Annotated in this window: 14 protein-coding genes and 1 pseudogene; 7 read left to right on the plus strand and 8 right to left on the minus strand. The window is 60.7% G+C overall.

From position 1 onward, the window contains the following. Nucleotides 1-53: 53 nt before the first annotated feature. The 7 genes from F3J08_RS04935 to exbB all read right to left on the minus strand — a co-directional run bounded on the left by F3J08_RS04935 (nt 54) and on the right by exbB (nt 5,902). Nucleotides 54-620, minus strand: a complete 567-nt coding sequence (locus F3J08_RS04935) for a membrane integrity-associated transporter subunit PqiC (RefSeq protein ID WP_166928641.1) — start codon at nt 618-620, stop codon at nt 54-56. Further along, the gene (locus F3J08_RS04940) at nt 617-1,579 is read right to left on the minus strand and encodes an MlaD family protein (protein ID WP_166928642.1); all 963 of its coding nucleotides are present in this window, start codon (nt 1,577-1,579) and stop codon (nt 617-619) included. Before F3J08_RS04940 ends, F3J08_RS04935 begins: the two co-directional genes overlap by 4 nt. Further along, a complete protein-coding gene (locus F3J08_RS04945) occupies nt 1,576-2,370 on the minus strand; it encodes an ABC transporter ATP-binding protein (protein ID WP_122040184.1) in 795 nt (264 codons plus the stop codon). Before F3J08_RS04945 ends, F3J08_RS04940 begins: the two co-directional genes overlap by 4 nt. 3 nt (nt 2,371-2,373) lie before the next feature. Continuing rightward, nucleotides 2,374-3,480 (minus strand): ABC transporter permease, encoded by a 1,107-nt coding sequence (locus F3J08_RS04950; protein ID WP_166928691.1) that lies wholly within the window; start codon nt 3,478-3,480, stop codon nt 2,374-2,376. Nucleotides 3,481-3,831: 351 nt separating this feature from the next. Beyond that, nucleotides 3,832-4,716 (minus strand): energy transducer TonB, encoded by an 885-nt coding sequence (locus F3J08_RS04955; RefSeq protein ID WP_370458665.1) that lies wholly within the window; start codon nt 4,714-4,716, stop codon nt 3,832-3,834. Further along, nucleotides 4,713-5,147, minus strand: a complete 435-nt coding sequence (exbD, locus tag F3J08_RS04960) for a TonB system transport protein ExbD (protein ID WP_062165137.1) — start codon at nt 5,145-5,147, stop codon at nt 4,713-4,715. Before exbD ends, F3J08_RS04955 begins: the two co-directional genes overlap by 4 nt. Before the next feature lie 2 nt (nt 5,148-5,149). Continuing rightward, complete coding sequence (exbB, locus tag F3J08_RS04965; protein ID WP_166928643.1) at nt 5,150-5,902, minus strand: tonB-system energizer ExbB; 753 nt, start codon at nt 5,900-5,902, stop codon at nt 5,150-5,152. Nucleotides 5,903-6,041: 139 nt separating this feature from the next. Between exbB and F3J08_RS04970 the strand changes: the two genes are divergently transcribed. The 5 genes from F3J08_RS04970 to F3J08_RS04990 all read left to right on the plus strand — a co-directional run bounded on the left by F3J08_RS04970 (nt 6,042) and on the right by F3J08_RS04990 (nt 12,101). Continuing rightward, complete coding sequence (locus tag F3J08_RS04970) at nt 6,042-6,725, plus strand: Fe2+-dependent dioxygenase (protein ID WP_122040186.1); 684 nt, start codon at nt 6,042-6,044, stop codon at nt 6,723-6,725. 183 nt (nt 6,726-6,908) lie between these two features. Next, on the plus strand, nt 6,909-7,148 hold the full coding sequence (locus F3J08_RS04975) for a hypothetical protein (RefSeq protein ID WP_166928644.1): 240 nt from the start codon (nt 6,909-6,911) through the stop codon (nt 7,146-7,148). Nucleotides 7,149-7,150: 2 nt separating this feature from the next. Next, nucleotides 7,151-8,545, plus strand: a complete 1,395-nt coding sequence (locus F3J08_RS04980; protein ID WP_166928645.1) for a hypothetical protein — start codon at nt 7,151-7,153, stop codon at nt 8,543-8,545. Between the two features lie 568 nt (nt 8,546-9,113). Continuing rightward, on the plus strand, nt 9,114-10,946 hold the full coding sequence (dhaL, locus tag F3J08_RS04985) for a dihydroxyacetone kinase subunit DhaL (protein ID WP_166928646.1): 1,833 nt from the start codon (nt 9,114-9,116) through the stop codon (nt 10,944-10,946). A gap of 27 nt (nt 10,947-10,973) precedes the next feature. Beyond that, complete coding sequence (locus F3J08_RS04990) at nt 10,974-12,101, plus strand: zinc-binding dehydrogenase (protein WP_062165129.1); 1,128 nt, start codon at nt 10,974-10,976, stop codon at nt 12,099-12,101. A gap of 57 nt (nt 12,102-12,158) precedes the next feature. Here the strand turns inward: F3J08_RS04990 and F3J08_RS04995 are convergent, their stop codons facing one another. After that, nucleotides 12,159-13,001: a PhzF family phenazine biosynthesis protein gene (locus F3J08_RS04995; RefSeq protein ID WP_166928647.1), complete on the minus strand. Its 843-nt coding sequence runs from the start codon at nt 12,999-13,001 to the stop codon at nt 12,159-12,161. 146 nt (nt 13,002-13,147) lie between these two features. Between F3J08_RS04995 and F3J08_RS05000 the strand changes: the two genes are divergently transcribed. Together F3J08_RS05000 and F3J08_RS05005 are read left to right on the plus strand one after the other, a co-directional pair. Beyond that, nucleotides 13,148-14,482 (plus strand): carbohydrate porin, encoded by a 1,335-nt coding sequence (locus tag F3J08_RS05000; protein ID WP_166928648.1) that lies wholly within the window; start codon nt 13,148-13,150, stop codon nt 14,480-14,482. A 100-nt stretch (nt 14,483-14,582) separates the two neighbouring features. Then, nucleotides 14,583-14,921, plus strand: a pseudogene (locus F3J08_RS05005) (helix-turn-helix domain-containing protein); the annotation flags it as partial.

Here is a 14,921-nt window from a genome sequence, read left to right on the forward strand (position 1 = left end):
CCCCAGTTCGGAACGACCCGGCGTCAGGGGCATCTCCCTCGGTCAGAAGGTTTTCAGCGTGGGGGAAGCGTATTGGCGATGCGGTCAGCCAGTTGCTCGAACAGTTTCTGCAGCAGGGCCGCCTTGGCCGCATCATCGGCTACACTGCCCTGCACGCGGAGACTGGCTCGGCCCTGACGCGCCGGGCGGGCGTCGTCGCCGGGCAGATCGGTCCATGAGGCGAGCAGAATAGCCTGACCCTGCCTGGTCAGATCCATACGCTCAATCGTGATGTTCAGGCGTGACTCTGGGGTTTCCAGAGGAGAATGGGCCGTGATCGTGCGTTGCGGCCAGTCCTGCGAAAGGCGCGCCACGATCAGATCAGTTGCTGATTGCGACAGGCGGCTGGCCCAGCGCCCGTTGCTGCTGCGTATCAATCGGCTGCCATCACGAACCAGGATATCCTGTGTATCCAGATAATCCGGCATGACGATACGCGGAACATAGACCACCGCCGTTCCCGTGCCTGCCGGTATGGCCGTGCCCGGATCCGGGGCAATTGTATAGAACTGTACGGGCGCCGAGGCACAGGCCGTCAGCAGGCCCAGAGCGATGGCCGGAATAAGCTGGCGCGTTTTCATTGGCGGCGTCCTGTCAGCAGAAGTTGCGGGTTGCGCTCCACATCATTGGCAAAGCCGCGCAGCGCTGCAGCCGCCGAGGCAATATCGCGCAAGCTGGCATCCAGATTGGCGCGATCGATCGAGCGGGGTGAGGTCATGCCTTGCAGATTCGACAGTGTCTTGTTGGCGGTCACCATGGTTTCGCGGCTGTTTTGCAGCAGCAGACGCAATTCCTGCCCGCGAGCGGTCAATTGATCGGACCCGGTCGTGGCCAGCCGATCCACGCTGGCCAGGGTGCGCAGCAATTGCGGCTGAACGGCCGTGATCATGTCATGCGCGGCATCGAGTGTCGCGCGTGTGCTTTGCGAGGTCTGTTGCAGGCTGTCAGCAAGAGCCGGCAGACGCTCATCCAGCATCTCTGCCAGATGATGCATGATGGCGATCGTTGCTGCAGCGTCATCACTGAGCTTGCGCAACGGCAGGTGGGTGATGGTGTTGGTAATGGCCTGAATGGATGACTGGCGCGTCGGGATCTCGGTCTCGTTCGTAAGTTCGGGATGCAGGATTGCCGGCGTATCGGGCGAGATGTCTAGATCGATCTGCGATGTGCCCGTGACAAAGCTCTTGAGGTTCATCTCACCGCGCAGCCCATGATCGACGAGGCTTTTCAGGCTAGGAAGATGGCCATGCTTCTGCCCGGCCACCAGAATATCGTCGCGTCGCAGCGTGACATAGACCGGAATATAGGCCTCGCGGTTTTTCGGATCGTATTCGATGGCAATGCGATCGACCGCGCCGACCTGAACGCCACGGAAATTCACCGGTGCGCCCACAGAAAGACCGTTGGTTGACCCACGAAAGATCAGGACTGCCCGATCTGTATGGGTGAACGGATGGAAATTGCCGAAAAAGACAAAGGCCGCCACCATGAGGGCCATACCACCCAGCACGAATGCGCCGACAAGGGCTTGCCTGTTCATGAGGGGGATCCTTCTTCGTTACGTTGCCGGTTCATGAAAGCATGGACCTGACTGTCGTCGCAGTGATCGCGCAGAAAGCGCGGCGAGCCGTGGGCGATGGGTCTTTTGGTGATGGCATCGAGAAAAATGCCATCGTCTGCGATACTGAACAGACTGGGCAGTTCATGGCTCACGATGACGATGGTCGCGCCCAGACCGTCACGCAGATTAAGGATGAGGTCATCCAGACGCGCTGATGTGATCGGATCGAGCCCCGCAGAGGGCTCGTCGAAAAACAGGATATCGGGGTCGAGGGCCAGAGCGCGTGCAAGGCCGGCGCGCTTGCGCATGCCGCCGCTGATTTCCGATGGCGCGAGATCGATGGCGTCGAGCAGTCCCACCAGAGCGAGTTTGAGCTCCACCAGCCGTCTTATGGCCCGGGCATCGAGAGAGGTGAACATCTGCAGGGGCAGGGCGACATTCTCGCCCACAGTCATGGAGCTCCACAGGGCGCCGCTCTGGAACAGCACACCAAAGCGGTGATTGATCTGCGTGCGATCGGCATCCGTGCCTTTCCAGTAATCCCGCTCGCCAACCATGAAGTGGCCCGTCGTGGGACGCAGCAGGCCGATCATGCTTTTGAGCAGGGTGGATTTGCCGCAGCCCGAGCCCCCCATCACCGCAAAAATGCTGCCCCGCCGCACCGATAGGTCGATATGCGACTGGATGACCTTGGGGCCGAAAGCGAGAGTCACGCCCTGCATTGTCAGGATGGCGGGAGCAGGGGGCTGTGTGTCTGTCTCGTGGCTCATGGCTCAGACCCCCAGACTATTGGCGATGACAGCAAAGATGGCATCGAGCGCAATGACCCCGACAATGCCAATCACCACGGCTCGTGTTGCGGCAATACCGACATCTGCCGCCGATCGCCCAGCCTTGAGACCGATGCGGCAGCTCGTCAGCCCGATGAACGCGCCAAACACGATGCTCTTGACGAACCCGAAGATGAACTGGCCGATGCCAAAGGCAATGACGGTCTGATGAAAATAGCCAAGGCTCGTGATGTCGAGCATCGATATGGCCACCACATAACCGCCCAGCATGCCAATCAGACAGCCATAGAGATAGAGAAACGGCATGGTGACGACGAGCGAGAGTACGGCGGGCAGGATGAGGTAGGAAGAAACCGAGATGCCGAAAACCTTCAGCGCGTCGATTTCCTCATTGCCCTGCATGGTCGATATGCGCGCGGCATAGGCCCCGCCCGTGCGCCCGGCCATGATGATGGCCGTCATGACCGCTGCCATTTCGCGCACGGTCGCAATGCCGACCAGACTGGCGACATAAATACCTGCGGCGAATTTCTGCAGCTGTACGGCACCGACGAAGGCCAGAATGGCCCCGACGAGAAAGTTGACCACCCCGACGATCAGCAGGGCTGACGGGCCTGCGTTGAACAGATCGGAAAACAGGTCACTACGCCGCAGGCCGATACGCCGGAACAGCGAGCGGAATGCTGCCAGTGCCGTGCCTGAGGCCATACCGGCCACGATACCCGTCTCGGCAAGCACATCAATCGCCTTGCCCCCGACATGCTCGAGGAAAGGCTGGCGGGGTTTTCTCCTCGGTGTCGCGGGGCCAGCCTGATCAGGAAGCAGATCAAGCAATTGCTGCATCGGATGTGGCAGGGGCGTGGTGTCGAACATGCGCTGTGATGCATCGCACAGGCGGCGCACATCCCACAGAAACGCGATCAGCCCGGTGTCCCAGTCCGTGACGCCTGAGACATCGCAGGCCAGTGTGGTGGCCTTGCCCATCGGGGCGAGTGCCTCAACCGTGCAGTCCGGCAACGCTGAATCATGGCTGAGCCAGGATCCGGTCAGGACGAGTCGTGCCGGGAGAGATGCCACATCCCGCGTCATGCGATCAGGGGGCGGGATGATTTCGAACCGGCCGGTTGGCGTCTCACCTGTCGTGTCGGCTATTGGATGCGCGCTCGAGGCAGGCGACGTTTCACGGGTGTCGGGGGTATGACGCATCAGGCCGTCACGCTGTCCGGTTGTCTAGACAGGAGGCGTCTTGTCGGGGCCGTACTGGAGGCTTTTGGTTTGCTGCCATCATAAGAGTGTATTGTGAGGGCAAGACTGCGCCCGCGCAAGAACAGCGGGCCCCACCCGGGGGCAGGCTGCCCGATATGTGATCACTGCAGATCGTTCCATGTGGCGGTGGTCAGGTCGCTTACTTGCCCTGACATTCCGGTTCGGGCCAATCGATCAGTGTTCCTCCAAATAGAATTCCACAGGAACGGTAAGGCTTAGCGTGGCACCCGATATGGTATCGGGCGGGGCAGGCAAAGGCTCGGCGCGCCGGACAAGCGCGAGGGTCTCGTCATCCAGCATGGCATAGCCGGTCGGTCTGACGAGACTGGCCGAGAGCACATGGCCTTTGCGGTCCATCGTAAAGCGCAGCATCACGGTTCCTTCCTGATGCTCGGCCTGTGCCTGTGCCGGATAGCGCTTGAAGCGTTCAAGTCGCGCCAGCAGGCTGCCTTGCCAGCTTGCCTTGGCCTGCGACATTTCTCGCGTCGAAGGCGCTCCCTTGGCGCTGGTGGCCGATACGGTCGAAGGGGGAGCATCCGAGGGTGGGGGTGCGGTATTCGCTGTTGACTGCGTGGGCACGAGTGGAGCGACGTGGCGCGGTACGGGCGGTGTGGGCGTCATCTTGCGGCGCACCGGCGGCACCTTGATCCTGGCAGGCACCGGCACGGGCGGCAGGGGGGCGGGCGACGGAGGGGCCATGATTTCGGGAGGTTTTTCAGGCGCGGGCAGTTCCGGCGTGGCGACCTGAGGCGGCCCGGGCGGCCGCTCCTGGGGCGGTGAAGGAATACTGGCGGGCTCGGGTGCAAGATCAATGGCTATTGCAGCAGGCGGGGGCGCATAGGGAAGGGGCGGGGTTGCCCGCAGTGTCGAGGCTGTCCAGATCCCGAGACCCGTCAAGGCAAGGATAGCAAGTGCGGAGCAGCCGCCAAGACGTCTTTGCCGCTGTCCCTCGAGCTTCTGATGGAGCTGGTAGACAGTGCGAAAGGACAGCATGTCCCCTGTTTCGGGTACAGCCGCTGCCGGGGTGGCTGGCACTGCGCGATAACGCCTTGCGGTCACGGTTCGTCGCCCTCCTCCTGACCCTGCAGATTGACGAGTGCCACCTTCAGGAACCCTGCCTTGCGCAGCAGATCCATGGTTTTCATCAGCGTCTCGTAATCCACGGTCTTGTCTGCGCGCAGGAAGATGCGTTCATCCTTGTGGCCGTTCGTCAGGGTCATGAGGCGCAGGGGAAGCGCTTCATTGCTGATATCGTCCTCACCCAGCGCCAGGGATTTGTCGGCTTTCACCGTGACGAAAATCGGATTGGCTGGACGCGGGGCCGGTTTCTGGGTTGATGAGGGCAGATCCACTGGCACGTTGACCGTGCTCAGCGGTGCCGTCACCATGAAGATAACCAGAAGCACGAGCATGACATCGATCAGCGGTGTCACGTTCAGCTCATGGGCATCGAGCGCCGTATCGTCGGCATGACGCATACGCAGCGCCATGATCAGCGTCCGGCCTGCTCGGCACGTGGTGTTGCAAAGCGCAGCACCTGCCCACCGCCACCCTGCACATGCAGGCGGCTCAGGTCGCGTGAGACGAGACGCAGAATAAGCGCTGTGAGATCACCCACCTGCGCCTTGCAGGCGAGGCACTGTCGCGACAGAAAATTATAGATCACGACGGCTGGAATGGCCGCCACGAGCCCAAGCGCAGTGGCAAGCAGGGCCTCGGCAATGCCGGGAGCAACCACAGCAAGGCTCGTGGCCTTTGTGGCGGCGATACCGGTGAACGAGGTCATGATACCCCATACCGTGCCGAAAAGCCCGATAAACGGCGATGTTGCGCCGATCGTAGCCAGAATTCCCGTGCCGCGCATCAGGCGACGCCCCTCTGCGGCTTCCAGACGCTCAAGATGCAGCATGATGCGCTCTTTCAGCCCTTCGCGGTCTTCCAGCACATCGGCAGAGCGTGTCCATTCATTGGAGGCTGCGAGCAGTAGGGCGCGGACAATGCTGATATCGGGGCAAAGCGACTGGGACTCGGCAAGCGAGGCTGCGTTTTCCAACTTCAGTTCGGCCTGTGACAGTGCACGCCTGACGCGCATGACCTCAACGACCTTGGCGACAAACACCGCCCAGCTGATCACGCAGGCCACGATCAGCAGCATCATGACGAAGCGCACGACGGGGCCGGCACCGAGGAACATTTCCCACGGGGTGAAGGGAAGTGAGGCGAGGTCGCCAGCGGGCGCAGCCATGAGGCTCTCCTGTTCGTGTGAGGTGCGTACACCCCCATTCGGGGTTTTTGTTCTTGTTACGGGGTGTAACCAACCGCTCATTCCCTGTTAATCAGATTCATTCTCAATTACAAGAAGTCGATTGCACAGGAGAGCGCCCATGCTGGTTCACATTCCCAATGTCCTGACACCTGAAGAGCTGCGTCATTGCCGTCAGACGCTTGAGCAGGCGTCATGGCTGGATGGCAAGGTGACCGCCGGGCAGCAATCGGCAAAAGCCAAGCACAATCTACAGGTGCCACAGGATTGCCAGGCCTCGCGTGAACTGGGCGAGATCGTGTTGCGGGCGCTGGGACGGAACCCCGTGTTCAATAGTGCCGCCCTGCCGCTGCGCGTCTTCCCGCCGCTTTTCAACCGCTACGATGTGGGCATGAAATTCGGCGCCCATGTCGATAACGCCATACGCCCCATCCCCGAGAGCGGCTTCAGAATCCGGACCGATGTGTCCTCAACGCTCTTCATCACCGGGCCGGATGAATATGACGGGGGTGAACTGGTCATTCAGGACACTTATGGTGAGCAGCGTGTCAAACTGCCCGCAGGTGACATGGTGCTGTATCCGTCTACCAGCCTGCATCGCGTGAGCGAGGTGACACGCGGCTCACGCTGGGCCTCGTTTTTCTGGAGCCAGTCCATGGTGCGCGATGATACGAAGCGTGCGCTTCTGTATGACTTCGACCGTTCGATCATCGAGACCCGCAAGGTACTGCCCGATGATCATCCGGGTGTACTCGGGCTGACCTCGACCTATCACAACCTGCTGCGTCAATGGGCGGAGCTCTGAGCGCCCCTCCGTTCGCGCGGCTGCCTTGCTGGGGTAAATGAAGGGAAGTGCTTTGCGAGCAAGGCTGACGCCCTGACTGCTTCATTTGTCCCGGCGGCAATTGAGCAGTGATATTCAGGGCTGGCCCCATGATGGCACTTGCCGTTATGTCCGGCGTTCCGGTCTCCTGAACCCGAGTGTGCCATGTCGCCCCGTTTTTCTCTTCACTGGCAACGTCTCCTGCTGGTGGGAGCCCCGTTCTGCGCGGTTCTGCTGCCCATGCCTTTTCTTTATGGGGCCTCATGGCGCCTGCTTGGTGTGCCGGTGACCCTGTGGTGGCTGTTTGCCTGTCTGCCGTTCACGACACTTTGCCTTGCCCTTGCAGTCCGGCCCATGGGGGTAATCGCTAAGGATGCTGCACCTGTCGGAGGGGCAGAACGTTGAGAGTGGCGGGTTTCGTTCTTGTCCTCCTGCTCGCTTTGGGATTGGCCTGCGCGCCGCTCAGAAGCAGCGTCACCCGTGACCCTCGCGCCTTTTTTGCCGCGCGAGGGCAGTTCGGCGTTGCGCTCTTCTTCCTGCTTTCAGTGGGCGAAACCTATTCGATCGGTTCGGTTCTGGGTTTTCCCGGAGGTATCGCCGCGAGCGGTTCCATCGACGTGGCATTGTGGTTTGTCGGGTATATCCTGCTCGCCTTCCCGGTCGGGATGGTGCTGTATCCCCGGTTATGGCGGGTGGGAAATCGTTTGGGTGCCATCACCTTGCCAGACCTCCTGGGGGGGTATTTCCAGAGTACGCTTGTCGGGCGTGTGACAGGTCTTTTGCTCGTGATTCTGATGCTCCCGCTGGGGACCATGCAGTTCATAGGGCTGGATGCGGTATTCTCGACCCTCGCCCTACCGGTTTCCCCTGTCATGCTCAGTGCGTTCGCAGCGTTATTGGCGTTCCTTTTTGTGGCAGGTGCCGGATTGCGTGGTGCGGCGCTGAGTGCGGCATTGAAGGATAGCCTGATCCTGCTCTCCATCGTCTGCGTGGCGTTTGCAGCCCTCCTGGCCTGGCCCCATCAGGCGACGCGCCCTCTGGCCGCGGCGCTGCGTGGTGCCAGTCCACATCCTTTTTCGACCTGTGTGATGATCATGAGCACAATCGTGACGCAGGCTTTCGGCTTTTGCATCGCGCCCCAAACCGCTGCCGCCGTCTTTTCGGCCCGTGATCCGCAAACCATCAGACGGGCCCAGATCTGGATGCCGTTTTATATGGTGCTGTTTCCGCTGCTGGTTGTCATTGCGTGTTTCGGCCTGACCCATCCCGTCATCATGGGGCGGCCCGACTCAGTTTTTCTCTCGGTAGCATCGCATCTGCTGCCGGGTTGGGGTGTGGGGATCGTCTCAGGTGCGGTGGCCCTGACTGCGCTCGTCTGGCTTGGGGCGGTGTGCCTCAGCCTTGCGGCGATCGTCACCCGCAGTTTCACGCCGCATCTTTCTGCCCCTGCGCAAAAGCGCACGGGTCTGGCCATCATTGCCCTTTATCTTGGCCTTTCCGTGCTGACAGCTGCCCTGCATACCGCGCTGATCGTGACACTTAACCGGCTGTTCTATGTGGGTCTGGTGCAGCTCCTGCCCGCCGTACTGCTTTGCGTAACGGGATATCGCGTTTCACCCGCACGACTGCTTGTCGCCCTGTTCCTCGGGCTTGTAACGGGCGGGGTGATTTTCGCTCTGGACTGGGCCCCCTATGGTCTGAGTCCGGCCCTTCCGGGCTTGCTGATCAATGGTGCGATACTGTTTCAGGCCGGACTGCCGTGCAGGGGTGACGAAAGGATGCCGGGTACTGCGAGACAGTGATCAGGCATGAGCTGCCCGCGCAAGGAAGCGTCAAGGCTGCCGTGGCGGGAAGATATCAGCCTTGCCTGACTCCCTGAGTGGGATTGTGGGGTATGCTTCCAGACCCAAGCAAGGTGATCACCCGCGAGAGAGGGCAGGGAAGGCGATGACCGCCCGATTGTTATTCTGGCTCATGCAGAAGCGCCCTTCGTCGCAAGGGCAGGTGCGCTGATTGACGGCCGGTGCCATGTGAAAAAACAAGAGCGAATTTCGTCAAAACATGGCGGTTGCGGAGGATTGCGCCTCTGTCGAAATGAAATATCACATATGTGCATTTCGGCTGAGGGCAATTGGAGGGGCAATGTTCCCCTTATGTCATGCGGCACATTGAACAAATTATTGATAATATAGCATACTTAATGGGATTGTCGGTTGGGCAATCAAGGAGAATGTAATCAGGATCGTTCTGGTCCCACATAATAGGTAACGAATATCACTCTCGTTAGTGTGATTTCGTTCATAACAGCTGTTACGGTTATGGTTCTTGGGCACTTAGGGTGTTTTCCCGGCACACAGTATGGGGCCCATTATGGTTCATTCAATCGTTCACGCAGCGCATACCGGCCATGGCGATGGCGCTTCGTCCCAGTCTCCCGCAGCACGGCCCAAGCTGGACCGCATCTTCAATGACCCCGATGGTGTGGTCGAAGACGGTGTGCGCGGCGCACTTCTTGCCCATCCCGACATCATTGTTGAAACGGCCAATCCGCGTGTCGTCAAGCGCGCCAAGACCACGGGCCGTCGCAAGGTCGGCGTGATCACGGGTGGCGGTTCGGGTCATGAGCCGGCGTTCCTTGGCTATGTCGGTACGGGCCTTCTGGACTCCGTTGCCATTGGCGAGATCTTCTCTTCTCCGACGGCTGTGAGCTTCCTCGACGCCATGAAGGAAGCCGATATGGGCGCTGGCGTAGCCTGCCTGTTTGGCAACTACGCGGGTGATACGATGAATGTCCGCATGGCGGCGCGTGATGCGCAGCAGGCTGGCATCAAGGTCGAGACCGTGGTCGCCACCGATGACGTTGCTTCGGCTCCGGCAAGTGAAGCCGAGCGCCGCCGCGGTGTTGCTGGCGAAATCCTGATGTGGAAAGCCGCCGGTGCGCGCGCCGAAGAAGGCGGCTCGCTGGACGAGGTGATTGCCGTGGCCCGCAAGGCCATTGCCAATACCCGCTCCATCGGTGTCGGCCTCACGCCCTGCACCATCGTTGCCAACGGCCATCCGAATTTCTCGATCGAACTCGGCACCATGGAAGTCGGTATCGGCCATCATGGCGAGCCCGGCGTGTCGGTTCAGGAACTCGGCCGCTCGCGCGATATCGCCAAGCTGATGCTTGAGCATATCCTGCCCGACCTGCCCTTCACCAAGGGCGACCGCGTGACGGTGCTGCTCTCGGGTCTGGGTGCCACCCCGATCATCGAACTCTATGTGCTCTATGCCGATGTTGCCGATCTCCTGAAGGAGAAGGGCATTGAGGTGGCGCATCGCTTCGTTGGCAATCTCTTCACCTCGCTCGAGATGAAGGGTGCCACCCTGACGATCATGAAGACCGATGAAGAGCTGGATCGCCTGATGGCTGCGCCCGCCGAATCAATCGGTCTGGTGCGCGTCGGTGCCGGTGCGGCACAGGTTCAGGCTGCTGAAGCGCCGACGGCCAAGGCCGACCCGGTCGAAGCACTGGTCAAGACCGCGACGGGCGAGAAATACGTGCCCAAGAGCGGTATTCCCGTCGCCGAAACCACGAAGGTCATCCCGGCCCTGGTCGATGCCATCGTCAAGGCACGTGACTGGCTGAGCGAGATCGACGGCAAGATCGGCGATGGCGATCACGGCATCAACATGGCCAAGGGCTTTGCCCGCTGCGGTGATGCGCTGGGTGCCAACCCGCCGGTCATGGAAAAGGGCCTCGATGCCCTGTCAGACTCGCTGATGGCCGGTATCGGCGGCTCGATGGGCCCACTTTACGGCCGTTTCTTCGAAGGCATGGCGATCCCGCTGCGCAATGTCGAATTCCTTGATGGCAAGCTCTTCGCCCAGATGCTCGATGGGGCGCTGGCCGGGATCAACAGCCTTGGCAATGCCCGCGTAGGTGACAAGACCCTTGTCGATACGCTGCAGCCCTCGGTTGAAGCCTTCCACAAGGCACTGGATGACGGAAAGTCGTTCGAACAGGCCCTGATCGTGATGTCGGAAGCGGCAGAACGCGGTCGTGACTCCACAATCGATCTGGTGGCCCGTATCGGCCGCGCCAGCCGACTGGGCGAGCGCTCACGCGGCGTGCTCGATGCCGGTGCAACGTCCTGCTGCCTGATCCTTCAGACGATCGCCAAGGAGCTCGTGGCTCCGGCGCGTAACCACAACGCCTGATACGCCACGAACCGAAAGACCAAGACCATGAACAAGATTGTTACGCCTGACTTGGGTGCCCTGCAGAAAGAAGCAGCCAGCGTCGCCCTGCCGGAAAAGATGATGGCCGTCGTCGCCTACGAACCCGGTGATTATCGTTGGGAAGAAGTGGACGTCCCCCGCGCCGGTCCCGATGACATCATCATCGAAGTCGAGACCGTGGGCATCTGCGCCGGTGACATCAAGTGCTTCCTGGGCGCCCCTTCCTTCTGGGGCGATAAGGAACAGCCCCGCTACGTCAAGCCGCCGATGATCCCGGGCCACGAATTCATCGGGCGCGCTGTCGAGATCGGCGAGAACCTGCGCGGGCAGTACAAGGTGGGTGACCGCTTGATCAGCGAGCAGATCGTTCCCTGCGACGATTGCCGCTACTGCAAGGGCGGTCAGTACTGGATGTGCGAGCGTCACGACCTGTACGGCTTCCAGAACAACACCAATGGCGCCATGGCGAAGTACATGCGCTTCCCCAAGACGTCGCGCACCCATCGCGTTCCCGAGGACATGCCCGCCGAGGCGGCTGCCCTGATCGAGCCCTATGCCTGCTCCGTTCACGCTGTGAACCGTGCGAACATCCAGCTTGATGACGTGGTGGTTCTGGCCGGTGCCGGTACGCTGGGTCTGGGCATGGTAGGCGCTGCCCGCCTGAAGAACCCGAGCAAACTGATCGTGCTCGACACCAAGCAGGACCGTCTGGATCTGGCCAAGAAGTTCGGCGCGGATATCGTGATGAACCCGCTTGAAGAAGACGTGGTGGCCAAGGTCAAGGAACTGACCGGTGGCTATGGCTGCGATGTGTATATCGAAGCAACCGGCCATCCCTCGAGCGTTCGTCAGGGCCTGCACATGATCCGCAAGCTCGGCCGCTTCGTCGAGTTCAGCGTGTTCGGCGATGAAGTGACCTGTGACTGGTCGATCATCTCCGATCGCAAGGAGCTGGACGTGCTCGGTGCGCATCTGGGTCCGTACTGCTACCCCTTCACCATTGCCGCCATTGCCGATGGTCGTCTGCCGGTCGAGGGTGTGGTGACCCACTCCCTGCCGCTGGACCAGTGGAAGGAAGGCTTCGACCTGATGAAGAAGGGCGACAAGTCCATCAAGACGGTCCTGATCCCATAAGATCAAGCCAGTTTCAGGTGAGAAAGGCGGTTCCGAGAGGAGCCGCCTTTTCTGTTTTCAGAGTGTCAGCGTGCCCGCAATGCGTGGCGTGACAGTTCCCCCGACCCAGATCGTCTCCCCGTCCCTGACGATTGAGACACGGCCATTGCGGCCCATCGCAGTGCCCTGGCTTGCAATATAGCTTTCCGGGGCTGTGCCCTTGCCAATCATCCACTGGGCCATGGCGGCATTGAGACTGCCTGTCACCGGGTCCTCAAATCCCTGGTTCTGGCCGACAAAGGCCCTGATCTCGAAAGCAGCGCCCGTTTCATCGCGGTCTTCCTGCCAGGGCGCCACGATCCCGTAGAGATTGTCGCCCATTCTCGACCAGTCAGGCCTGACCGAAAGCACATCCTTGCGCTCACGAAGGGAGAGAAGCTGCCAGGGTGGGCCATTATCCCCCCAGGCAGCATCCAGAATATCATCGGGAGCAAGGCCCAGCGCCGCGCAGGCGGTGTTGCGCTCCTCGATCGTCAGGGGGGTGGCCCGTCGCCTCGGTGGGGCTGCGAAAGCAAAACGTGCTCCATCAACCCGCACGCGCACCAGCCCCACACCACATTCCTGCACGATGGTGCCATCATGGGTGTTGCCGGGGAGGGAGGCCCATACGAAGGCTGTGCCGAGTGTCGGGTGCCCCGCAAAGGGAAGCTCACCGCCGGGCGTGAAGATACGCACGCGATACGAGGCCTCGGGCGTCGTGGGGCGCAACAGGAAGGTTGTCTCGCTCAGATTGGTCCAGTTGGCGATGCGGGCCATCAGCGCATCATCAAGGCCATCGGCATCCATAATAACCGCCAGGGGATTACCAGCGAAGGGCGTGGCGGCGAAGACATCGACCTGCCGGAAGGGATGGTCGCTCATGTTCGACCCTTTCGTGAAGCAGTAATAACGGAACACCAACGTAACAGACAAAAGATTGCACAGGCCAGACTGGCCGAAAATCGCCACAAACCGCCGTATGAACCACGGGAGGACGAAGAGGACCCGAAGGCAGGAGGAGCGCAGCCATGAGAGGCGTGTATGGACTGGGCGTTATGCTCGGGGTCGGCGTTGTCATGGGGTATGCCGGAATTGCGCGGGCTGATGCTCTTGCCACGCTCGGTAGTCTCTCGGCGTTACGCGAGCACGGTGTGGTGTTCCACGTGCAGCATACCAACGAGACTCAGGCGATGATCGGCTCCCCCACGCCCAGGCTCGGTCTGGAAAAAGGCATCGGCAATGTCGGTATCTTCACCTATGGCAGCGATATCGACTGGGAACGTCTGGCGGGCCTGCAAGGTGTCTCGACACATATCATTCTCGCCAGTGGCTATGGCAGCCCGACGAGCCACAAATTCGGGGATTTCCTGAATCCGAGCCAGGCTACCTATGGCGGTGTCGGCAATGTCGTGATCCATCTGGTATCGGCCTATGTTGAAAAATCCATGCTGTATGACCGGGTGAGCGCGGCTGTGGGGCGCATGACGTTCCTCTCCGATTTCTCGGCCAATCCGCTCTACTGCAATTTCATGAACGGCGCTTTTTGCGGCAATCCGCGTGCAGCATCGGATAACAAGGCTCATGCGCCATTCCCCATGTCGAACTGGGCGACACGGATGCGTGTGCAGATTACCGATGAGATGGCCATCAAGACCGGTCTCTACCTGACTGAAACCGAGGCGATCTATACGCACCATCAGACACGCACGGGCTTCAAATTCAACGGTGCCACGATCGATGGTATGGCCCTGCCGCTTGAGGTGAGCTGGACACCGGCCTTCGGGCCGAGGAAGAGCCTGTCGGGTCTCTACAAGCTCGGCTTTGTTTACGACACGGCCCGTCATGACAGCCGTTTCGAGGGCATGGAAGGGCAGAACCTCTATCTGGTCGGCGCATCGCCACGCCAGATCAAGGGGGCATGGTCGGCATGGGTCATGGCGGATCAGATGGTCTGGCGCTTCAATGAGCGTGGTCGCGATGCAGGCCTGACCCTGCTGGGGGCGGCCTACTGGAACGCGCCACGCACAGCCTTGCGCAAGGCCCAGTACTCTCTGGGGTTGTTCATGAGAGGCATGATCGCCTCCCGCCCGAGCGATGCCATCGGGCTTGATATGACGGTCATTCAGGTCTCACGTGCTGCACGCCTTGCCCAGCTTGCCGCCTATGCCCAGGAGGGGCGTTTGCGGGGGCATACCAGGCGACCTCAGGATTGGGGGGGCATCATCGAGGCGTTCTACCAACTGCATGTCTGGCGTGGTGTCTCGATTGCGCCTGACATCCAGTATTACATCAACCCTGGGCTTCAGCCCGGGCTGCGGAACCAGCTGCTGATGGGCGTCAAGACGCATATCGAGTTCATCTGACAGAATGACCTTTGCCTTGCGTGAAGCAGGCGCCCCTCGCTAGGTGTTTGGTCCCGGGTTTTGATGGTGCAATCTTTTCATCGGAATGGAAGGAAGCACTATGGGCCAGGTTCACCACGGGAGCGCCACGACGACAGCGGCAGTCCGTCGAGCGATACAGCATAGTGCAAGAGAGCCTGAGGGCACTGGCTGCGCGCTACGGCATCAATCAGAAGACCGTCGCGAAGTGGAAGAAGCGGTCAGATGTTCTGGATCGTCCGACGGGACCGCGCTCGCCAACGTCCCTCGTTCTGTCTGTTGCTGAGGAAGCCGTGATCGTGGCGTTCCGTCGGCACACGCTGCTGCCACTGGACGATTGCCTTTATGCACTGCAGGCAACGATCCCGCATCTGACCCGGTCGTCCTTGCATCGCTGCCTTCAGCGACATGGCATTTCGCG

It is taken from the genome of Asaia sp. As-1742 (genome assembly GCF_011753235.1).
In the GTDB taxonomy this organism is placed as follows: Bacteria; Pseudomonadota; Alphaproteobacteria; order Acetobacterales; family Acetobacteraceae; genus Asaia; species Asaia bogorensis_B.